The 20,985-nt window shown below is 65.0% G+C and carries 19 protein-coding genes; 6 read left to right on the forward strand and 13 right to left on the reverse strand.

Going from position 1 to position 20,985, the window contains the following annotated elements; genetic code table 11:
- Positions 1 to 80 precede the first annotated feature (80 nt).
- Positions 81 to 716, reverse strand: a complete 636-nt coding sequence (locus tag G7Y29_RS09260; RefSeq protein ID WP_165002297.1) for a sortase family protein — start codon at positions 714 to 716, stop codon at positions 81 to 83.
- A 71-nt stretch (positions 717 to 787) separates the two neighbouring features.
- Here G7Y29_RS09260 and G7Y29_RS09265 point away from each other — a divergent pair, with 71 nt between their 5' ends.
- The 3 genes from G7Y29_RS09265 (at position 788) to G7Y29_RS09275 (ending at position 5,483) form a co-directional block, all read left to right on the forward strand.
- Positions 788 to 1,087, forward strand: coding sequence for a rhodanese-like domain-containing protein (locus tag G7Y29_RS09265; RefSeq protein WP_165002298.1), 300 nt, complete (start codon positions 788 to 790; stop codon positions 1,085 to 1,087).
- Between the two features lie 56 nt (positions 1,088 to 1,143).
- Entirely contained in the window at positions 1,144 to 1,596 is a 453-nt protein-coding gene (locus G7Y29_RS09270; protein WP_165002299.1) for a MarR family winged helix-turn-helix transcriptional regulator, read from the forward strand.
- 80 nt (positions 1,597 to 1,676) lie between these two features.
- Positions 1,677 to 5,483, forward strand: coding sequence for a Pls/PosA family non-ribosomal peptide synthetase (locus G7Y29_RS09275; RefSeq protein ID WP_165002300.1), 3,807 nt, complete (start codon positions 1,677 to 1,679; stop codon positions 5,481 to 5,483).
- A gap of 317 nt (positions 5,484 to 5,800) precedes the next feature.
- Here G7Y29_RS09275 and G7Y29_RS09280 read toward each other — a convergent pair whose 3' ends face one another.
- The 10 genes from G7Y29_RS09280 to G7Y29_RS09320 form a co-directional block, all read right to left on the reverse strand.
- Positions 5,801 to 6,985, reverse strand: coding sequence for a trypsin-like peptidase domain-containing protein (locus tag G7Y29_RS09280; protein WP_165002301.1), 1,185 nt, complete (start codon positions 6,983 to 6,985; stop codon positions 5,801 to 5,803).
- A gap of 118 nt (positions 6,986 to 7,103) precedes the next feature.
- Positions 7,104 to 7,346 carry a DUF4381 domain-containing protein gene (locus G7Y29_RS10885; RefSeq protein WP_249399745.1) on the reverse strand — a complete coding sequence of 81 codons (243 nt, stop codon included), beginning with the start codon at positions 7,344 to 7,346 and terminating at the stop codon, positions 7,104 to 7,106.
- A gap of 6 nt (positions 7,347 to 7,352) precedes the next feature.
- Positions 7,353 to 7,979, reverse strand: a complete 627-nt coding sequence (locus G7Y29_RS09285; protein WP_249399746.1) for a class C sortase — start codon at positions 7,977 to 7,979, stop codon at positions 7,353 to 7,355.
- Complete coding sequence (locus G7Y29_RS09290) at positions 7,976 to 9,220, reverse strand: hypothetical protein (RefSeq protein WP_165002302.1); 1,245 nt, start codon at positions 9,218 to 9,220, stop codon at positions 7,976 to 7,978. The genes G7Y29_RS09285 and G7Y29_RS09290 overlap by 4 nt, the downstream gene beginning before the upstream one ends.
- A gap of 30 nt (positions 9,221 to 9,250) precedes the next feature.
- Complete coding sequence (locus G7Y29_RS09295; RefSeq protein ID WP_165002303.1) at positions 9,251 to 9,781, reverse strand: LPXTG cell wall anchor domain-containing protein; 531 nt, start codon at positions 9,779 to 9,781, stop codon at positions 9,251 to 9,253.
- A 275-nt stretch (positions 9,782 to 10,056) separates the two neighbouring features.
- A complete protein-coding gene (locus G7Y29_RS09300; protein WP_235933540.1) occupies positions 10,057 to 10,773 on the reverse strand; it encodes an enoyl-CoA hydratase-related protein in 717 nt (238 codons plus the stop codon).
- 1 nt (position 10,774) lies between these two features.
- Positions 10,775 to 11,674, reverse strand: coding sequence for a polyphosphate kinase 2 (gene ppk2, locus G7Y29_RS09305; protein WP_165002304.1), 900 nt, complete (start codon positions 11,672 to 11,674; stop codon positions 10,775 to 10,777).
- A gap of 49 nt (positions 11,675 to 11,723) precedes the next feature.
- Entirely contained in the window at positions 11,724 to 12,485 is a 762-nt protein-coding gene (locus G7Y29_RS09310; protein ID WP_165002305.1) for a GDSL-type esterase/lipase family protein, read from the reverse strand.
- 171 nt (positions 12,486 to 12,656) lie between these two features.
- Positions 12,657 to 12,824, reverse strand: coding sequence for a hypothetical protein (locus G7Y29_RS09315; protein WP_165002306.1), 168 nt, complete (start codon positions 12,822 to 12,824; stop codon positions 12,657 to 12,659).
- A 23-nt stretch (positions 12,825 to 12,847) separates the two neighbouring features.
- Positions 12,848 to 13,054 carry a hypothetical protein gene (locus tag G7Y29_RS09320; RefSeq protein WP_165002307.1) on the reverse strand — a complete coding sequence of 69 codons (207 nt, stop codon included), beginning with the start codon at positions 13,052 to 13,054 and terminating at the stop codon, positions 12,848 to 12,850.
- 419 nt (positions 13,055 to 13,473) lie between these two features.
- On the opposite strand from G7Y29_RS09320, the gene G7Y29_RS09325 reads away from it, so the two are divergent.
- On the forward strand, positions 13,474 to 14,520 hold the full coding sequence (locus tag G7Y29_RS09325; RefSeq protein WP_165002308.1) for a lipase family protein: 1,047 nt from the start codon (positions 13,474 to 13,476) through the stop codon (positions 14,518 to 14,520).
- Between the two features lie 229 nt (positions 14,521 to 14,749).
- On the opposite strand, the gene groL is transcribed toward G7Y29_RS09325, so the two are convergent.
- Both groL and G7Y29_RS09335 read right to left on the reverse strand, forming a co-directional pair.
- The gene (groL, locus tag G7Y29_RS09330; protein WP_165002309.1) at positions 14,750 to 16,390 is read right to left on the reverse strand and encodes a chaperonin GroEL; all 1,641 of its coding nucleotides are present in this window, start codon (positions 16,388 to 16,390) and stop codon (positions 14,750 to 14,752) included.
- 193 nt (positions 16,391 to 16,583) lie between these two features.
- A complete protein-coding gene (locus G7Y29_RS09335) occupies positions 16,584 to 18,554 on the reverse strand; it encodes an OPT family oligopeptide transporter (protein ID WP_165002310.1) in 1,971 nt (656 codons plus the stop codon).
- A 182-nt stretch (positions 18,555 to 18,736) separates the two neighbouring features.
- On the opposite strand from G7Y29_RS09335, the gene G7Y29_RS09340 reads away from it, so the two are divergent.
- Positions 18,737 to 20,074, forward strand: coding sequence for a M20/M25/M40 family metallo-hydrolase (locus tag G7Y29_RS09340; RefSeq protein ID WP_165002311.1), 1,338 nt, complete (start codon positions 18,737 to 18,739; stop codon positions 20,072 to 20,074).
- Between the two features lie 269 nt (positions 20,075 to 20,343).
- Positions 20,344 to 20,925, forward strand: a complete 582-nt coding sequence (locus G7Y29_RS09345; protein ID WP_165002312.1) for an acetyl-CoA acetyltransferase — start codon at positions 20,344 to 20,346, stop codon at positions 20,923 to 20,925.
- Positions 20,926 to 20,985: the final 60 nt, after the last annotated feature.

The following is a 20,985-nucleotide window of genomic DNA, read 5'->3' on the forward strand; positions in this document are numbered from 1 at the left end:
CAAGTCTCAAGTTTAACTTTAAGGTTCAGCCTCAACCCTATCAGCTTTCACAGCCGTCACAACACTTTGACGCGCAATTGTTACCGGATGTCGTCCACCACACCCTCGAACTGCCACCCCACCACCGCGTTGCGCACCGAGTCCGACAACAGCGGCTGAATACAACTGATCGTCAGCAGCCTGCCCGGGGTGGCACCGGTCCCCCACACCGCGGGGTCCTCGGCCAGCGCATCCTTCGTGGGGTCATGCAGGTCCGTGGCCACGTACTTCAGCCAGCGCTCGCCGGACGCTTCCGTGCGCATATACAGCGCGTCGCCGAGGGTGACGGTGTGGGCGTTCGAGCGGGCGTCGTAAAGCGAATCGAACACTCCCGGCACCCCCGCGCCTGTGTGCCCGGCGGTGACCACCACGTCTGAAGCATGGGTGCCAGGCAGCTCGTACGGCCGGTCGGGCGCGGTGAACGCGCAGGCCAGGCGCATGGTCGCGGGGTTGATGGCGCCATCCTTGACTCGGCAGTCGCCCGGTTCGAACTCCGCACGCAGGCCAATACGCGGCACCTCCAGCACCACCGGCCGCGACTGCGGAATCGTCTCGGGCACCTCGCTGGGCGCGGGCGCCGGGGCCGGTTCGGGCGCCGGTTCCGGGCGTGAGCACAACCCCGCGGCCGCGAGGACGACCACTGCGAGAAGGATCAGCGCCGCTGCGCGCCTGCGCATGTAGATCTTCCTCGGATGCACGTATCGCTGTGGCACAAGGAACAACGTATCGGATACGTACACTGGCGGGCATGAAGACAGTCACTGTTACTGAAGTTCCCCAAGGCGCGCAGCTTATCGACGTCCGCGAGCCCGACGAGTACACCGAAGTCCGCGCCGCCGGTGCGGTCAACCTGCCGCTGAGCGATTTCGCCGCGCAGGCCGGCACGATCAACCCCGACGAGGACATCTACGTGATCTGCCGCTCCGGCGGCCGCTCTGCCCAGGCCGCCGAGTACTTGGAGCAGGCCCGCGGCTGGGACAACGTGATCAACGTCGAGGGCGGCACCATCGCGTGGGTCGAGTCTGACCTGCCCCACGAACGCGGCTAAGTGGTTGGTCGGGCCTACTGTTTTGTTCGTCCAGTGATTGCCTTTATGCTGGGCGCATGGCTTCGATTGATCTCCCCAGCGCCTTAATTAAGTCCCCCTCGTTCCAAATCGAGCGGGTGCGCCGACACACGAAGGACGAGGTCGAGCGCGCTTTGAGCGCCCAGGGCACCACGATGCGGGAGTTCTGGATCCTCACGTGCGTCGTCGGCCAGGCGTATTCGCAGACGCAGCTCGCGGAGCTACTCGCGATCGACGCCTCCGACATGGTGCGCCTGATCGATTCGCTGGAAAAGCACGGTTGGGTCACGCGCGACAGGGACCCCAAGGACCGCCGCCGGCAGATTGTCACCCCGACCAAGAAGGGCACGAAGTCGCAGGCGCAGCTCGCGGCGGAGGTCGCCGCGGCCGAGGACCGCGCCCTCGACGTGTCCACCACCAAGCAGCTCAAGAGCCTAAAGAAGCTCTCGAAGGCGATCCTGCAGGACGGCGAGCCGGACAAGGCCAGTTAAGCCCCCGCCGCCCATGCCCGAAGATCATGGGTAAACACCCACAATTTTGACTGTGGGGATATCCCACTATCCTGTAAGCCATGAACGACAAGCTCCTGCGCTCCCATCTCGCCCCCGAACCGCGCACGCTTATCGACGTCCTCACCACCACCGCCGAAACATACCCCGACGCCGCCGCCATCGACGACGGGGTCGGCGATGTTCTGACCTACGCCGAGCTGACCGAGCAGGTCGCCGCCTACGCCGCCGAGCTGCACCGCAACGGAATCCGCCGGGGGGACAGGATCGGCGTGCGAATGACGTCGGGAAACCGCGATCTCTACGTCGCCATCCTGGCCACCATGTGGGCGGGATGCGCGTACGTACCCGTCGACGCGGACGACCCCGACGAGCGCGCCGAGCTGGTTTTCGACGAGGCCCGCATCAACGGTCTGTTCTCCGACGACGGCTTCCGCGCGCTCACGCCCGCACGCCCCGGGGACACCGAGCTGCCGCATCTCGACGACGACTGCTGGATCATCTTCACCTCCGGCTCCACCGGCACCCCCAAGGGCGTGGCGGTAACGCACCGCTCGGCCGCCGCGTTCGTGGACGCCGAGGCGCGCCTGTTCTGCCAGGACCAGCCGCTGGGTCCCGACGACCGGGTGCTGGCCGGTTTGTCGGTCGCCTTCGACGCCTCCTGCGAGGAGATGTGGCTGGCGTGGGGCCACGGCGCCTGCCTGGTGCCCGCGCCGCGCTCGCTGGTGCGCTCCGGCCAGGACCTGGGGCCGTGGCTGATCCGCCGCGACATTACCGTGGTCTCCACCGTGCCCACCCTCGCAGGGCTCTGGCCCGCGGAGGCGCTGGACAACGTGCGCCTGCTCATCGTCGGCGGCGAGGCCTGCTCGCAGGAACTCGTGGAGCGCCTCGCCACCCCGGACCGCGAGATGTGGAACACCTACGGCCCGACCGAGGCGACCGTCGTGGCCTCGGCCGCGCGCCTGGAGCCGGGCAAGCCGGTCACCATCGGCTGGGCGCTCGACGGCTGGGACCTGCACGTGGCGGAGACCGAGCCCGGCGCGGGCGGTGAGCTCGTCATCGGCGGCGTGGGCCTAGCCCGCTACCTCGACTCGGCGAAGGACGCGGAGAAGTACGCGCCCCTGAACCAACCCGGCGGGCCCGCGTGGGAGCGCGCCTACCGCACCGGTGACAACGTGCGCCCCACCGCAGACGGCCTGGCGTTCATCGGGCGCGCCGACGACCAGGTCAAGATCGGCGGCCGGCGCATCGAGCTCGGTGAGGTCGAGGCGAACGTGGCGGCCCTGCCCGGCGTCTACAACTCCGCCGTCGCCGTCCAGACCACCGGCGCGGGCGACAAGGTGCTCGTCGGTTACGTCTCGCCTGACGAAGGCGCGACGCTGAACGTGCCGGAGTTGCGCGAGCGCCTCGCCGAGCTGATGCCCGCCGCGCTCGTACCGCGCCTGCACGTCATGGACGAGCTGCCGATCCGCACCTCCGGCAAGGTGGACAAGAAGGCACTGCCGTGGCCGCTGCCCGCGTCTGTCGACGTCGACGGTATGACGCCGACCGAAACGTGGCTGGCCGCGGTGTGGCTCGACGTTCTCGGCTTGCCCGCGCAATCGCGCGACGCGGACTTCTTCGAGCTCGGCGGCTCCTCGCTCGCCGCCGCGTCGCTGGTGGCGCGCTTGCGCGAGCGCGTGCCCACGATCGCGGTGCGCGACCTCTACGACCACCCGCGCCTCGAGGCGCTGGCGAACTACGTCGACTCCCTCGGGGCCGCCGCCGCAGTGGAGACGCGCCACGTCAAGCCTGTCTCGGCGGGTACGCGGGTTGCGCAGTTACTCATCCAGATCCCCGCGATGACGCTGCACGCGGCGACGTTTGTCACGTGGTGGGCGATTATCGCCAACGCGCTCGGCTGGGTGTCGCTGAGCTGGACCGCGCTCGCGGTGCTGTTCGTCGTATTGTGCACCCCGGTCGGCCGCCTGCCCCTCGGTGCCCTGGGCGCGCGCCTCATCCGCGGGCGCATCCGGCCCGGTGAGTACCCGCGCGGCGGCCGCGTCCACCTGCGCCTGTGGGCGGCGGAACGCTGGGTCGCGGCCTCCGGTGCGCTGAACGTCTCCGGTTCGACGTGGGTGGCGTACTTCGCCCGGCTGCTGGGGGCGAGCGTTGGGCGGGGCGTCGATATGCACACCGTGCCCCCGACGACGGGCCTGCTTACGCTCGGCGACAACGCCGCCATCGAGCCCGAGGTCGACCTGTCCGGTTACTGGCTCGACGGTGATGTCCTGCGCGTGGGCGCCGTCACAATCGGTGACGACGCCCGCGTCGGCGCGCGCTCGACCCTGCTGCCCGGCGCCGACATTCACGCCGGCGCTCACATTGAGCCCGGGTCCACAGTGACCGGCGACAAGCCCGTGAAGAAGGGCGCGCGCTGGGCGGGCTCGCCCGCGCGCAAGGTGGGCCGCTCGAAGCAGCGCTTCCCCGATTACCACCCGCCGCGCCGCCGCTACTGGGCGTGGCTCTACGGCGCCACCGCGCTGCTGCTCGCGGCCGTGCCGGTTGTTTCCGCGCTGGCTGGCGTGGCCGCCGTGCTTGGGTTGATTGCGCTCACCGGTGGCAGCCCGTACATCGGTGCGCTGCTGTTCGCCCCCGTCGGCGCCCTGGTCTACCTGGGCCTCTACTCCGCGCTGACCTGGGTCGGCGTGCGTCTGAGCTCGCTGGGCCTGCGCCCCGGTGTCAGCCCCGTGCGATCCGCGCAGGGCTGGCGCCTGTGGACCATCACGCGCCTGCTTGACGACGCCCGCACGCGTTTCTTCCCCGTCTACGCCGGCGGCCTGACCCCGCGCTGGCTGCGCTCGCTGGGTGCGACCGTGGGCCAGGACGTGGAAATTTCCACGGCGCTGATGATCCCGAAGCTGACCACCGTCAAGGACGGCGCGTTCCTCGCCGACGACACGCTCGTGGGCACCTACGAGCTCGGCCACGGGTGGATGCGCACGGGTGAAACCACAATCGGCAAACGGTCCTTCGTGGGCAACTCCGGCATCACCGAGCCCGGCCGCAAGCTGGCCAAGAACTCCCTGGTGGCCGTGCTGTCCTCCACGCCGAAGAAGTCCAAGTCGGGCTCCAATTGGTGGGGCTCGCCCCCGGAGCGGATGCGCCGCGTGGAGGTCACGGCGCTGGGTGGTGAGGCGTTGACGTACAGGCCGTCCGCGAGCGTGAAGCGCAAGCGCGGATTCGTGGAGACGCTGCGCCTGCTCGCCCCCATGGGCCACGGTGTGCTCGCCGCCGCGTTCATCGCGCTGGTGCACTTCGCGCTGGTGCAGCTCGGGTGGTGGGCCTACGCGCTGGGCGGGCTGGCGTTCATGGCCGTCGGTATTGCTGCGGTGTTGATGACCGCGTTGGTCAAGTGGGTCTGCGTCGGCCGCCACGTCCCCGGTGAGCACCCGTTGTACAGCTGGTTCGTGTGGTTCAACGAGCTGCAGGACCAGTTCGTGGAGATGGTCGCCGCGCCGTGGTTCTTCACCCACGCCTACGGCACCGCCGAGATGAACCTGGCGCTGCGTTTGCTGGGGGTTCGGGTCGGCCGCGGCGCGTGGATCGACTCCTACTGGTTCCCGGAGACCGACCTGTGCGTGGTCGGCGCGGGCGCGACGGTGGGGCCAGGCACCGTGGTGCAAACGCACCTGTTCCAGGACCGCGTGATGTCGCTGGATGAGGTGACGCTCGGCGACGGTGCCACGCTCGCGGCCCACTCCGTCGCCCTGCCCGCTTCTGTGATCGGCGACGGCGCGACGGTGTGGCCGGGCTCGCTGATGATGCGCGGCGACCAGGTACCGGGGTCGACCGTGTGGCAGGGCAACCCGATCGAACCGCGGGGGTAGGTCGCGTCGCGGTTGGGTGTGACATCGCGGGGGTGGAATGTCACAGTCAACGGTTTCAGACAGGTGCTCACCTGGGGTTTTACCCCGCGGCGGGGCTTCACCGTGACATCTGACCGGGCGAAATAACACTGGAAACAATAAAACGCACCTGTGGACGATTTCTCCACCGCCGACGCTGCACGCGTTATTCACGTAGCGCAACGGGATCATGGTGAAGCACCGCTCAAAGAATACGTGCACCGGGGTTGCCAAAGCAGCAACCCGCCGCCGCACCAAACTGTGGGGAGATTGACGGCTCAGGTCCCCACAAGCAGCACCTACGTTGAGAGAACTCTCTCAATCCACTCCGACATAGCACCGCCATTGAGAAGCATTGCCCATGTGGCTAGATGGTCGTAGGCCTTACCTTCGTAGATCAGCGGGTCTTTGCTCTCTCGCAGATCCTTGCTGCGGAGCGAATGAACTGCGAGCACTTCTTCGGAATCCCCCCGGAAAATGGGCCCGCCCGAATCACCATACTGCGCTGTCTGTTGCCCTTCCCCAAGAATAAGGTTGACAACCGGATACGGCTTTTCTAAAACTCGGGCTGGATTCTTGGTTCCGACAACGTACTGCAAAGACGTCTCTCGCGCGATAACTCCGTTGGCCATTCGCGTCACCCGATCCATTGCTTGACCGTACTGAGTTACGGCACCACCAACCTCAACCGGGCTACGGGAAACAGTCATGGGACGAATTCCTACGAGCGGTGACTTCAACTGAATAAACGCGATATCTGATCCGTCAGCAGGGTAGGCGATGTCGACTGCCTCGTAGCGATTCCCGTCGAAAGTTGTTATCGAGAGATTCGTTATCACCGGCTTGTCCGCGCTTGGCGGAACAAGCTCTTTGAGCTGCGGCTTAGGAGACTCAGTGGGGCTAGGCGTCTCTTCCGGCGTTGGTTCTTCAGTCGAATCTGTGGCCGCGGAGCTTGAACCACTTCCACCGCCGGCGAGGGCGATAATAATCGCAATGAGCGATCCAATCGCGCCTAGACCAGCAAGTATGCCGATGATGGGGCCGGGGTCGATCTGGCTCCACTGAGGTTGCAGGCTTTCAACCTGATCTCTGACCTCGGCGGCGAGTTCACGGTCTTCCCGTTCTACAACCGCCAAAGGCTTCTGGGTAGTGGAAACGCCGCCGTCAAAATCGGCTTCGTATATCGCCGTGAAGTCCGACTTCTGTTCGACTTCTGCTCGCATGAGACAATGGCGAGCCGTTAACACCCACTGACTTGTCGGCTCACCTGGGTTGGCAACGGCGGTTCCCGTGCACAAAGTTCCCGCACCAGCGCCCGGCGCTGTATTGAAAATGCTCACCACCGCCCTGCTTCTCACGTCTTGATCTGCCGGGGTTTCACCGTTTTCAATCGAGTGCGCCGTCGGCGCAGAGACCACCCCTAACGCGAGCGACACCGAGGTGGAAATGGCCAATAGGCGAGCTAGCGTCTGGATTCTGATCATTTAGAAACCTCCAGTGTGAGTAGGGATGCGGCTGAAGCAGGTCCAGATACGTGGGCCAATCGCTGCAGCAAATTGATTAAAGATACCTGCGAAAGTACCGTACAAGGTTTCGGTGCCCTCACACCCCACCAGCAGCCCGCCGCTGCGCCAACGCCCGCCACAGGATGAGCAGTAACACGAAGGACACCAACGCGACCACGGCGATCATCCACCACGACCACGCCCAACCGCTTACTTCCGGCTCGGGCGCATTCGCATCCAACGGCACACGCTCGGCGTGGACCAACAGCCTGTCGGTATTCAGCCCGTAGGGGGTGCAGGTGATCAGCGTGACTTTGTCCTTGCCGGGCTCGTAGGTCACTCGGTCCTAGGCCTCGGGCTTGACCACCTCGCGCCCCGTCATCTGGTAGCGCAGGCGCTGCCCCATGACGTCGATGTAGATGTCGTCGCCTTCTTTGAGCATGGGAAGCTGGTCGAACATGGCGGCGTTGACCATGCCGGTATGCGCGGAGATCACGGCGTTGGTCCCCTCGCCACCGACGGGCAGGGTCGAGCCGTACATGTGGCCGGCACCGTCGTAGAGCACCTTCGGCGCGGTGGTGTGGAAGACGGGGAGGCCGACGTTGATGGCGGGGATGCGGATGCGCGCGATGGTGGAGTAGTTCTCGGGCAGGTTGAGCTGCGACATGTAGTAGTCGAACCCGTCGTCGCCCTGAACCGGCGGGCGGGCGTGGGTGCCGGAGGCGAGCAGCCAGTCGTTGTATTCGTGCGCGAGGCGCAGCTGCTCGGCTTTCGCTTCATCGTTTAACGACGCCAACGCTCCCGAATACACCTCGTTCTGGCGAATCGTGGTGTAGTGGTTGGCCAGGGTCGACACAACCGGGTAAAGCAGGAGGGCCGCGCCGAGCAACAGGATGATCAGCGAGAACACGTTGCCCCGCCGCGCCGGTTTCGCGGCCCGGGGCGTGCCCGGCTTCGTGAGTTTGGCTGTCACAGCGTGTGTTGCTCTTCCTTGCGGTCGCGTCGACGTATCAACAGTCCCAACACAACAAGCAGCAGCGCTATTCCGGTGATTCCGAGCACACCGGCGCCGGTAGATGCGAGGCCTGTGCGCTGGCCGCTGCCACGCTGGCCGTCGGAGCCCGCCCCGTCTCCACCGCGGGTCTCCCCCGGCTGGCCGGGCTGTCCCTGGCCACCCGTCGAATCAGTGCCCGGGGATCCCGGGAACCCGACCGTGCCGGTGGATCCGGGGGATCCGCCCGGGCCACCGGGCCCGTCGCCACCACCGCCGTCACCGCCGCCGTCGGCCGTGACGACACAAGCCTGGCGCGAAATCACGTTGACGTGGCTCGTGTTAAACACCTCGACGGGCGTGCGCAACGCATCCATCCCATCGGTGCGCAGCGTCGCGGTGGTCTCGAGGGTGCCCAGGACCTGTCCCCTGCTCACGGTACCCCACGGGCCAATCATGTTGGTCAGGGCGGGCACGCGCACCTCAACGCGCGCATTGGGGTCGCCGGCCCGAGCCGCTGCAAGGGCATTCCGGCCGGCCGCCGCCGCTTGCACGACAACGGGCCGGCTCTCCCACTGCACGGTGTGCCCGAGAGAGAACTCGAAGGACACCTCGTATGCGGAGATGGTCCCATCAGTGCTCGGGTTGGGCAGGTTGAAGGCGTAGTCGTACTCGACGTACTTGCCAGGCGCGGAGGCGTCCAGCCAGCCCGGCGTGGTGCACGCGGTCAGCGGGTTGGAGGCCGCGCCGAGCACCTGCGCCTTCGGGGCGACGGTGCGTGCGAGCGACCCGTCGACCACGACAACGACTACCGGCGAGTAGGAGACTCTGGCATCGCGGGTTTCGGCACTGTCGAGCACCTCGACAAGGTAGACACCCTGCTCGACGCTGGTGAACCGGGCGAGTCCGCCAGACGTGGTGGCGCGGTCCACCTCCGGGAAGGTAGTGCCGGAGCGCACAAGTGCCGGGATATCCAGCTCGCCGAGCTGCGCTTGCCCCGCCGCCGTGGTCGGGTCGATGCCCTCGACGCGGCGCAGCACCACCTCGCGGTCGCCGATCTCGGCGAACCAGTCCGCCCCCACCGACTCCACAAGGTCGACCGTGATCGTGCCGGTCGCCTGCGCGTACGCGGCAGGCGTGACAGCGCGCAGCGTCGCCGGCACGGCGAACGCGAGTACCGCAGCCGCCGCGGCGCTACCGCGCAGTCTTCCACGTGGTGTCATCGGGGTGTCCTTTCCGCGAGCTGGAATGCCTTAGGCGTTCTTACGGCGCAGCTGGTAGGCGGCACCGCCAGCGAAGAGCACCAAGCCGATAGCGAGCAGGGCGATCATGGTGCGCTCACCAGTGGCGGGCAGGCGATCGAAGATGTTGTCGCGCACGTTGTTGACTTTGGCCGTGTAGATCGGGCGGGTAGTCTCGGTGCCCTCGGTGGTCAGGTCCAGCGGAGTCGGGATCGGGTTGCGCATGTAGCCGGCCGGAGCCTTGGTCTCCACGGCGCAGTACTGCTTCTCCGGGTCGAACTGGAGGGCGTAACCGTTGGCGGCGGCTGCAGCGTTCGCGTCACCACCGGCGGTGGTGATTGCGGGAGTTTCTGCCGCGGCATTGCCTAGAGCATTGGTGCCTGTCAGCGGGGTTGCCCCGTCCGCCACGGTGTAACCGGTACCGGAGTCCTGTGCGGTGCATTCGTAAATCTCAAAGACGGCACCGGCACCAGTGTTCTCTCCATCGACGTTGACGCCGTTGACGGTCTTGTTCACTGTGACATCGACATATTGCGTGGTCACGGCGCCATCGGTGCCGTCGTTCGGGGTGGCCGGGGCGGTGTTCAGCGGTTCAGTCCTGCATAGCAGGAAGAGACATGGAGTTGTTCGGCCCTTTCACTTCACTAGCTCCGCACGGAAAACACGAAATCCTCCACTATTTTCTAATACTTCGCCAGAGGATACCCGTACGTTACTTACAAAATTCTCAGGGAAAAATTACTACTGTGAACTTATCGCCGGAACGGGTTTGTAGAAGGCGAAATGTAGCCCGGGCAACGGCTTCGACCTGTGCCCACCTACTCCCCCGTAAACCGCGGCGCGCGCCTTTCCCGGCGCGCACGCAACGCCTCTGCACTATCGCTGGAAGCGAACGGCGCCCGCCGCGCCGCCTCGCGCTGCCGCTCCGATACCAGGTCCGGGGCGAACTCGGCCTTGATGTTGCGCACAGTCAGCGGCGCCTTCGCCGCTGCCGTTTGAGCCAGGTGCAGGGCCGCCTCGCGGTCACCGGGCAAACAGTACCCGCACGACGCAGCTTCGGATGCGTCCAGCGCCGTGCCCGCGATGAGCATGACCCGGGCGCGCGACCCTCCCACAAGGGAGGACAGCGTGCCCACCACCCACTCGTCGACGCCGATGGCCATGTCCCCGACCGGTACCGAGAAGTAGGACTCAGGCGTCGCGACGCGGATATCGCACGCCATGGTCAGCATCATCCCCGCGCCGATGGCTGGGCCGTTGACGTACGCGATCACGGGTAGGGGGCTGGTGCGAAGCGCGCGCACAAGGGAGAAAAATGCCCCGAAAAAGTCCCCGCCCACCTTGTCCTCGGCGAGGTCGGCGCCGGCGCTGAAGGCGCTGCCGGCACCGGTGATCATGAGTGCCCGGGCGTCGCCGGGTTCCTCAACGGCGTTGCGGAGGGCGTCGATAAGCGCGAGCGAGAGTGCGTTGCGCTTCTCGTCACGGTTTAGGGTAAGGACTGCGACCTCGCCGACCATCTCGCGCGTAACCAGCACGCTAGTCACCGATTTGGTCGCGGCCGCGCTTGACAATTTGCGGGTCCGGCTCGCCGACGACCTCGTGATCCTTGTTCGTGTACTCGAACTTGCTCAAGATGTAGCGCATGGCGTTGATGCGGGCGCGCTTCTTGTCGTTGGATTTGATGGTGATCCAGGGCGATTCATCGGTGTCCGTGTAGCGGAACTGCTCCTCCTTCGCGCGGGTGTAGTCGTCCCACTTGTCCAGGGAGGCGAGGTCCATCGGCGAGAGCTTCCACTGGCGCACTGGGTCGACCTGGCGGATGGCGAATCGCGTGCGCTGCTCTTTCTGCGTGACGGAGAACCAAAACTTGGTCAGCGAAATGCCGGAGCCGAGGATCATGTTCTCGAGCATGGGGACCTCACGAAGAAACTCCGCGTGCTGCGATTCGGTGCAAAAACCCATGACGCGCTCCACGCCGGAGCGGTTGTACCAGGACCGGTCGAAGAAGACGATCTCACCGGCGGCCGGGAAGTGCTGGATGTAGCGCTGGAAGTACCAGGAGGTGCTTTCGCGTGGCGACGGCTTCTCCAACGCCACCGTCCGAGCACCACGCGGATTGAGGTGCTCATTGAACCGCTTGATCGTGCCGCCCTTGCCGGCCGCGTCGCGCCCCTCAAAGAGGATGATATGGCGCTGACCGGTATCCTTGGTCCAGTTCTGCCACTTCAGCAGCTCGATCTGCAGCGCGCGCTTCGTCTTTTCGTACTCGTCGCGCGTCACCCGCTCGTCGTAGGGATAGTTCTCGCGCCACGTCTCAATAGGTGTGCCGTCGGCCTGCAGCAGAACCGGATCGTCCTCGTCGGAGTCATCGACGACGTAACCCTCGGTTTCGGCGAGGTCGAGCATCGGCAAGTCATCAGCGTTCTGGTCAGCCATACACGCAACTCTACCGCCCACCTACCCTGTGCGCTTGGCTGGCGCTAACTCAGCTCCGCAACAACACCTCCGCAATATGCGCATGCCCCGCCGCATTAGCGTGGAACGGCAAGTTGTTCCCCGGCCCAGTCGTATCGATGACACCGGCGTACTGTCGCTGCCCATCAGGCGAACACATCCCGTTTGCCGCCGTCGACGGTTTCATATCCACGAACTCCACGCCCGTACGCTGCGCCAACCGCACCTGCATTTCCTGCGCGACCACCTCCACGGCACGCACCTGCGGAACGGATACCGCGGGCGCTGCCGCAATACCGCTCGGGATAACGTGCAACGGGCAGATGAAGTCCCCATCCGCGATCGTGGGGTACCCAACTATTTGCACGCGCGCGTTGGGGGCAGCAGCTTTAATCTCGTCGACGGCGCCAGCAGCCGCCTCCACAAAAGCGTCCACATTCCCGGGTGCTGGGTTGTACGTCGCGTCGTAGGCATCATTCGCACCGATCGTCACAAGTACCCGCCGCGTGTTCACACTCAGCGCCCCATCGGCAATCGCGGTGGCGAACGTCTCCCCCAGACTCTTGTTCTTCGGCTTCGTCGCGGCCATGCCCGTGCACGAGTAGTCGAGCTCGTCCAACCCGAGGCCGCGGGCGACCTGCTTGCCAAATGTGTTCGCTCCCGTGGGGCACCCAATTGGCGACGCCGCACGTGCCACCGTCGGGATATTCACCCAGTACGGGAACCAATCGTTCACCGTCGGGTCAGCGGCGATGGAGTCTCCGATGTTTACGAGCGTGCCCGGCTCCCCCACTGCCTGCGCGGAGGGGGCGAAAACGACGAGCGTCGCCGCTACCGCGGTGAGGGTGGGTTAGATTTTAGTCTTCATTTTTGGGATACTAACAAATTCCCGGTCCGGGCATAGAAAAACTCCGCCCCTCGGGGAAGGGCGGAGAAAACTCGAGGCTTTTTGGCAGTGAAAGCCTTAGGAGATCAAGCTGATCAGCTTGGAGAAACCCTCAGCGAGGTCAAGGAACGGGTGGATGTAGTCAATGATGCCGAGGCGGTCAGTGGCATCAATTCCTCCGCCTGCCTTCTCAGCGGCAACGTTGGTGCCGAAGAACAGATCCTGGATTTTAGAGAACGAGGACATGCTTTACTCCTTCAAGTAGTGAGTTAGTTAGAGGACAGGCTAGACGTGGCGCGTGCTTCAGAAGTGCCCTCGAGCACGGAGGACAGGACAGACGAGGGGGCTGCGGCAGAATCGCTCTCGAACGTGGAAGACAGGTCGTTCAGGTGAATCGCGCCCTCGAGGACGAGCTGCCAACCCTTCCAAGTGTTGACGAAGTTGTTGAGGTGAAGCTGGATGATCTCGAAATCCATGGATTTCCCCTTCAGAAGTGAGGTGCCAGATGGCATCTGTGACTGGGCCTTGACACCCGCTCGGGTGTCACAGAGAACATTGTGCCATACGCATACAATCCGTCAACTTTTCCGCAACCACTTTTCACACCGACTTCATGCTGCTTCAAGACTGGGAAGTAAACATTCAGTGAACGAGTATCTTTTCTGAATTTCGGTTACCTGCCACATTACCCCGGGTGAGATGAACGAGAGTTTAAATCGACCCCGTCCCCTGAAACGAAGATTATGGCCGGAGCGAAAGTATCTGAATCGCGCGCTCGCGCGTAATGTCAGAAATTACCCCAGTCCGGGGGTGACAAGCTCGATGCTCGAATTTTTGGGCGCACAAACTATTGTGGTAGGAGACGATCCGAGCTTCCCGCAATGAAGGAGTATTTATGAGCACCGATGCCGAGTGGTGTGAAGTTCCCAGCGACAGTGTCCCCGCCGCACCGCAGGGTGGGACGACTTACCGGGTGCGGTACTTAGCCAACGGTGCCCGCGGCGAGGTCCCCATGACGGGTTTGGTCACAATGCCCGCCGACCTCCGCACCGACGGGGCCATCCTCAGCTGGGCTCACGGCACGACGGGCCTATCTACCGGCAGTGCCCCCTCCCTGCACACCGCAGGCGGCCCGATCGAGCGCTACATCCCTCACTGGACTGCCTACCTGCAACGCTGGCTAGATGACGGGTTCATCGTGGCCCAGCCTGACTACGAGGGCCTTGGCGTCGAAGACGTCCCCGCAACATACATGCACCGTGGTTCCCTCGCCTCCTCCGTCAACCGGCTTGTGGAAGAAACTACCGCCAAGTTCTCCACCGACGGCACCTGGGTCAACGTTGGTTTCAGCCAGGGTGGTTACGCCTCCCTCGCAGCGTCCGATTCTCCCGCTGCAAACCTCGCCGCCACCATCTCCATCGCCCCGGGAGATACGGAGCTAGTCAACGAAAACTTGCGTCGGATGGGGATACGTCCTGTGGACGTCGCAAAGATGCTCAAAGGCCGTGCCGTACGCTTCTTCCCCCTCGTCATCGCCGGTGCGCAAAACGCGTTCGAGAGCGTGGACGCAACCGAGTTCCTCAGCGAACGCGGAGCGGAACTAGTGCGCAAAGCCGAAGAACTGACACTCCCCGAGCTTGGTGACGAAGTGCACAACACCTCAGGAGGCGAACTCTTCGTCTCCAAGGCCAGCACGAAACACATGCAAGACCTGCTCGACGAACAACGCCTCGAGCTCATGACACCGCAAGGGCCCGTCTACGTCGTAGCGGGAATGCAAGACACCACCGTCAACCGCGAATCCATCAAATCCAACATCTCGACCTGGTCCTCGCGCGGCGTGGCAGTGGAATACGCTGAAGTTGCGGACTCCGACCACAACAAATCCGTAGCCAACAGCTACGACATGCAGCGGGAGTGGTTGAAGGGGTATGTGGGGTAGGGGATTTGGGCTGAGATTACGAAAGACCAGGGTAATCTCAAGCCCAAATGTCGAGTTTCTTCCAATCGCTCGGCGCCCCCAAGGATTCAGCTCCTAGTACCCGTGAGCCCGGGAACGCTCCTCGCAGTTCAGACATGTCCCGCGTCCAGGTGGGTTCTTCTTCCACAGAGCCACGCAAAAGGGCGCGCACCCTTCCGGGTGCGCGCCCTCGTTGATAAGCGAGATGCTCTTACATCATGCCCATGGCTTCCGGGTCCATACCGGCGCCCGCTGCACCAGCCGGCTCCGGCTTGTCGGCCACGACAGCCTCGGTGGTCAGGAACAGGCCCGCGATGGAGGCGGCGTTCTGCAGAGCGGAACGTGTCACCTTCGCCGGGTCGTTGATGCCCGCGGCCATCATGTCGACGTACTCGCCGGTGGCGGCGTTGAGGCCCTGGCCGTCCGGGAGGTTCGCCACCTTGTCAGCCACAACACCCGGCTCCAGGCCGGCGTTGAAGGCGATCTGCTTCAGCGGGGAGGACAGGGACTCGCGGACGATCTTCACGCCGGTCGCCTCGTCACCCTCCAGCCCGAGGTCACCCTCGAGCTCCTTAGCGGCCTGCAGGAGCGCGACGCCGCCGCCGGCGACGATGCCCTCCTCCACGGCAGCCTTGGCGTTGCGCACGGCGTCCTCGATGCGCAGCTTCTGCTCCTTGAGCTCCACCTCGGTAGCGGCGCCGACCTTGATCACGGCAACACCGCCGGCCAGCTTGGCCAGGCGCTCCTGCAGCTTCTCGCGGTCGTAGTCGGAGTCGGAGTTCTCGATCTCGGCGCGGATCTGCTTCACGCGGCCGTCGATCTGCGCCTGCTCGCCAGCGCCCTGGACGATGGTGGTCTCGTCCTTGGTGATGACAACCTTGCGGGCCTGGCCCAGCAGAGCGAGGTCAGCGGTCTCCAGCGACAGGCCGACCTCCTCGGAGATGACCTGGCCGCCGGTGAGGATCGCGAGATCCTGCAGCATGGCCTTGCGGCGATCGCCGAAGCCCGGTGCCTTGACGGCGACGGACTTGAAGGTGCCGCGGATCTTGTTCACCACGAGGGTGGACAGCGCCTCGCCCTCTACGTCCTCGGCGATGATCAGCAGCGGCTTGCCGGACTGCATAACCTGCTCCAGCACCGGCAGGAGGTCCTTGACGTTGGAGATCTTCGCGGAGACCAGGAGGATGTACGGGTCCTCGAGCACGGCCTCACCGCGCTCCATATCAGTGGCGAAGTACGCGGAGATGAAGCCCTTGTCAAAGCGCATGCCCTCGGTGACCTCGAGGTCCACGCCGAAGGTGTTGGACTCCTCGACGGTGATGACGGATTCCTTGTTCACCGCGCCGTTGCCCACGGCGTACATTGCCTCAGCGATCTTCTCGCCGATGGAGGAGTCGCCGGCGGAGATGCCTGCGGTCGAGGCGATCTGCTCCTGGGTCTCAACCTCCTTAGCGGTCTCCAGCAGGTACTTGGAGACGCGCTCGGTGGCGGCCTGGATGCCGCGCTTGATGCCCATCGGGTTGGAGCCGGCCGCGACGTTGCGCAGACCCTCGCGCACGAGCGCCTGGGCCAGCACGGTGGCGGTGGTGGTGCCGTCGCCAGCGACGTCGTCGGTCTTCTTGGCAACTTCCTTGACCAGCTCGGCGCCGATCTTCTCGTACGGGTCCTCGAGCTCGATTTCCTTGGCGATGGTCACGCCGTCATTCGTAATCGTCGGCGCGCCCCAGGACTTCTCCAGGACAACGTTGCGGCCCTTCGGGCCGAGGGTGACCTTAACGGCGTCAGCCAGCGTGTTCAGCCCGTTCTCCAGGCTGCGGCGTGCTTCCTCGTCGAATGCGATCATCTTTGCCATGTGAGTTAGCTGCTCCTCTTACATTGAGAGTGATTCATTGAAAATGGCGCCACTCAACGTCGGATTCAAGCAGGCGCCCGCGACGGCACGGCTGGTGAGTGAGGCAGCCTCACCCGCTCAAAAACGTTCTAGCACTTGACTGGTGCGAGTGCTAACCCATTTTTAGCAGTCTCAGCGGGCGAGTGCAAGAAGATCAGACGCTTGTCGACGCCTTCTTCAACGTCACCCTGTACACCAGCGCAATCAGCACCGCGAACAGAGCCACACCGAGGACGTTCGTGACCGGCCCCTCCGTAAAGATCTCTAACGGGCTCGCCCCGCCGGACGCCGCGATAATGGCCGCGTTGACGACGCCGAACAGCGATTCGCCCACGATCAGGCCCGTCGCGGCGAGCGTGCCCATGCGCTGCGCGGACTCCGGGTTCACCTGGCGCTGTGCCCACCGGTTGTAGAAGTACCCCAGGATCGCACCCACCGGGATGATCACAGTCAGCGAGATGGGCAGGTACATGCCCATGCCTACCGCCAGCGGGGGAAGCCCGTAGGACGTGGTGGTGCGGGTGAGGGTTTCGTCGATAAGAATGAGCGCGGCGCCGATGGCCGCGCCGAGCGCGATGAGGTTCCAATTCAGCGAGTCACTGAAGATGCCGGTGGCCACGGACGACATCAGCGCGGCCTGCGGCGCCGCCAGCGCATCCGGGCCCGCGCCCTCCATGCCCTGGAAGCCGAAGCCGGTGAGCATGAGCTGCATGATCGGCGGGATGACGATCGAGCCGAACAGGACACCGATAATCAGCGCCACCTGCTGCTTCCACGGCGTCGCCCCGACGAGCTGGCCGGTTTTGAGGTCCTGCAGGTTGTCGTTGGAAATCGTCGCGATGCCGAACACAATCGCCGCCGTGAACAGCGTGTACGCCACCAGCGAGGTCCCGTTCGCGCCGCTGCCCGCGGTGAACGCTGCGATCAGCAGCGCGCACGAGAGCACCGCGATGATGCCGACAGAGGAAATCGGCGAGTTCGACGCGCCGATCAGGCCCGCCATGTACCCGCACACCGACGCCACAATCAGGCCGATGAGCAGGATGAACACTACCGACAGCGTAACCAGTCCCACAGCGTGGTCGTGGATGTCGGTGCCGCGCACGAAGTTCCACAGCAGCAGGCCGATCGGCAGCATCGACGCCGCGATCACACCGAGCACCACGGGGAACGGGATGTCGCGCTCGGTGACGTCGACCTCGTGGCCGGCAGAACGCTCGCGCGACGACGCCAAGGACGACGCCACACCCGTCACGATCGGCTTCGCGATCTTGACCAGCGTCCACAGGGCCGCGATCGCCATCGTGCCGACGCCGATGAAGCGGATCTCGGAAGAGAAAGTGTGGGAGACGATCTCAGAGAGGCCGGAAGCGTTGGTGGTGGCGTCGATAAGCCCGGCCGAGCGGATGGGAAGCAGAACCAGGAAGGAAATGACAACGCCGACCAGCATTGCGACACCGACCTTGAGCCCCACGAGGTGGCCGACGCCGATGAGCGCCAGCGACAGCGAGCCACCGGCCATCGTGCCGCCGCCGCCGAGGCGGAAGTACCCGACGACCTGGCTGGCCACGCCCTTCATGGCAGCGAGCAGCGAGTACCCGGCGGAGGCGAGCGCGCCGATGAGAATCACGCGCAGGCCCTGGGTGTTGGCCTCGTGGTCGGCCGCGCTGCCGTCGTCACTGTCGTCGCCGACTCGGAGCACCTCAGCAGCCGCCACGCCCTCCGGGTAAGGCAGATCCGAGCCCGTGACCAGCGCGCGGCGCAGCGGGATCGAGTACATCACGCCGAGGATGCCACCGAGCGAGCACACGAGCATGGTCACCCAGAAAGGAAAGCCCGTCCAGTAACCGACCATGACAAGGCCCGGCAGGACGAAGATGATTGCGGACAGGGTGCCCGCCGCCGACGCGATGGTTTGCACGATGTTGTTCTCGCGAATGTTGTGGCCCGCGAAGCGGCGCAGCACCGCCATGGAGATCACCGCGGCCGGAATGGAGGTGGCGAACGTCAGGCCGACTTTGAGACCGAGGTAGACGTTGGCGGCGGTGAACACGAGGGTGATGAGACCGCCGATGATAACGCCGCGTAGCGTTAACTCGCGCAGCGTGGTGGTGTTGGGAGCCATTGAGCTGGCCTTTCTGGGGATGTTATGCAGTCGCCTGAATTTTACGCCCGGGTTGGGCTTCCCCCTAAACCCGGACACCCCGAAATTGCTCGGATTCGGCGGTTTCGGGCGCAATTTCGGGGTGTCCGGGTTGAGGCGGAAGTCCTGGGGAGCCGGCGGGGCCCGGTGGTACGTTCGGAATCATGACTCTTCCCACGCCCAACAGGGACCGCATCTTCGCCGACTTGTCGGCGCTCGTGTCCTTCAACTCCCCCCACTCCGTGCCCGCGCTCGCCGACTCGCACGAGGCCGCCTGCGCGTGGACCGTCACCGCGCTCGAGGAGCTCGGTTTCGACGTCGAGCGCCACCCCACCGTTGATAACGCCGACACCATCATCGGCAACCGCGTCATCGACGCCGACGCGCCCACCGTGCTCCTGTACAGCCACTACGACGTCGTCCCCGCCGGCCACCCCTCCGCCTGGACCTCCGACCCGTTCACGCTCACCGAGCGCGGTGGCCGCTGGTACGGCCGCGGTGCCGCCGACTGCAAGGGCAACCTCGCCATGCACCTCGAGGCGCTGCGGCTTCTCGACGCCGCCGGCGGCCCCAGCATGAACCTCAAAGTCGTCGTGGAAGGTTCCGAGGAGTTCGGCGGCGACGGCGGCCTGGAGAAGCTCATCGAGTCCTCGCCAGAGCTTTTCCGCGCAGACGCGATCCTCATCGCCGATTCCGGCAACGTTGCTGCGGGCTCCCCCACCCTGACCACGCAGCTGCGCGGCGGGGTTCAGGTCCTCGTCAGCGTCGAGACGCTCGAGGACGAGGTCCACTCCGGCAGCTTCGGCGGAGCGGCCCCCGACGCCGCCGACGCCCTGGTGCGCATTGCCAACTCGCTTTTCGACGAGCACGGGCGCACCACCATCGACGGCGTCAATTGCCTGGGTACGTGGGAGGGTGACGCTTACGACCGCGAGACCTTCCGCAAGGACGCCGGCGTGCTCGAGGGCGTCCAGATCTACGGCACCGTCGACGACGAGCCCGGTGACATGGTGTGGGCACGCCCCGCCGTGACCATGATCGGATTCACCTCCCGGCCCGTCTCCGAGGCCCTGAACGCCATCAACGCGCGCGCGAGCGCGCAGTTCAACCTGCGTGTGCCTGCCGGAATGAGCGCCGCCGAGACCGCGGACAAGCTGGAGCAGCACATCTACGCCAACACCCCGTGGGGCGCGAAGGTCACCGTGGAGGTCTCCCAGCTCAACGAGCCCTTCTCCACCGACATCTCGGGGCCCGCCATCACCCTGCTGGGCGAGTGCCTTAAGGAGTCCTACGGTGCGTCTTCCCTCGCCGTCGTCGGCTCCGGGGGTTCCATCCCGTTGACCACGACGCTGCAAGAGCACTTCGGCGACGCCGAGATTGCCCTGTTCGGCGTCGAGGAGCCGCTCTGCGGCATCCACGGCATCGACGAGTCCGTTGATCCGACCGAGATTGAGCGCATCGCGGTCGCGGAGGCCGAGTTCCTCCGCCGCTTCGGGAGGTAAACCCTAACGGGATGGCCGAGTTTAGGGCGGGCGAGAGCCGTGGAAATGAGACACCTTTGCAGAAAAATGAGAAAGAGGCGTTGCGTGTCACGTTCACATCCGGTACTGTGACCCGCATGACACGAGCAGTCCTCCTAGTACGCCTAGTAGATAAGGCTACGCACCCCGGCCACCACTAGCCGGCCTTTGTGGCACGGGGAAGTAGTCGCTAGGGCAACCCAGAAACTAGGACCGGCACTCCCCCGTACCCCACACGAAGGACACCGGAAATGGCTCCGACCGCCACTGCTCCCAGCACCACCCCGTTCACTGAGAACACCATCACCCCGCCGTGGGCGACCACAAATCGCGTTTGCGCTCCCTCCTCCCCCGAGGTAGAAACGCGCGACCCGTTCCAGATCCGCTACGAGATCGACAGCAAACTGCCGAAGGAGCTGCGCGACCAGGCCCGTGGAATGGACTGGGGCCTGTTCAAGGCCACCTTTGCGCCCGAGCCCACAATGCACATCGGTCTCGTGGGCGTCGACAAGCTGAGCTGGAGCGAGCACCGCTACGCGGCGGAGATCACGCACACCTCGAAGACCGCGTCCCCCGAGACGACCCACTGCGAGGTCACCGCAACCGGGCCGGCGGCGGCGATTGGCCACATCCTCAACGAGAACGGCCGCTACGTCGAGATCCTCGCCTTCCACCAGATCGACCTGTACGAGGCCACCGTCACCTGCGTCAAGGTCGCCCACCAGGTCAACCACAATCGCACTGCCTGGGCCGTCGGCTTCGGCCACAGCCCCGCCCACTCGGTCGCCGCGGCGCTGTCCTCCGGTGCTCAGCGCGTCTACGGAAACTTGTAAATACTGCTAAGATGGCGATCGTTGGTTGGCCGCGCCGCTGAATGAAGCTGAATAACGCTG

Source organism: Corynebacterium qintianiae, assembly GCF_011038645.2.
Classification (GTDB): Bacteria; Actinomycetota; Actinomycetes; order Mycobacteriales; family Mycobacteriaceae; genus Corynebacterium; species Corynebacterium qintianiae.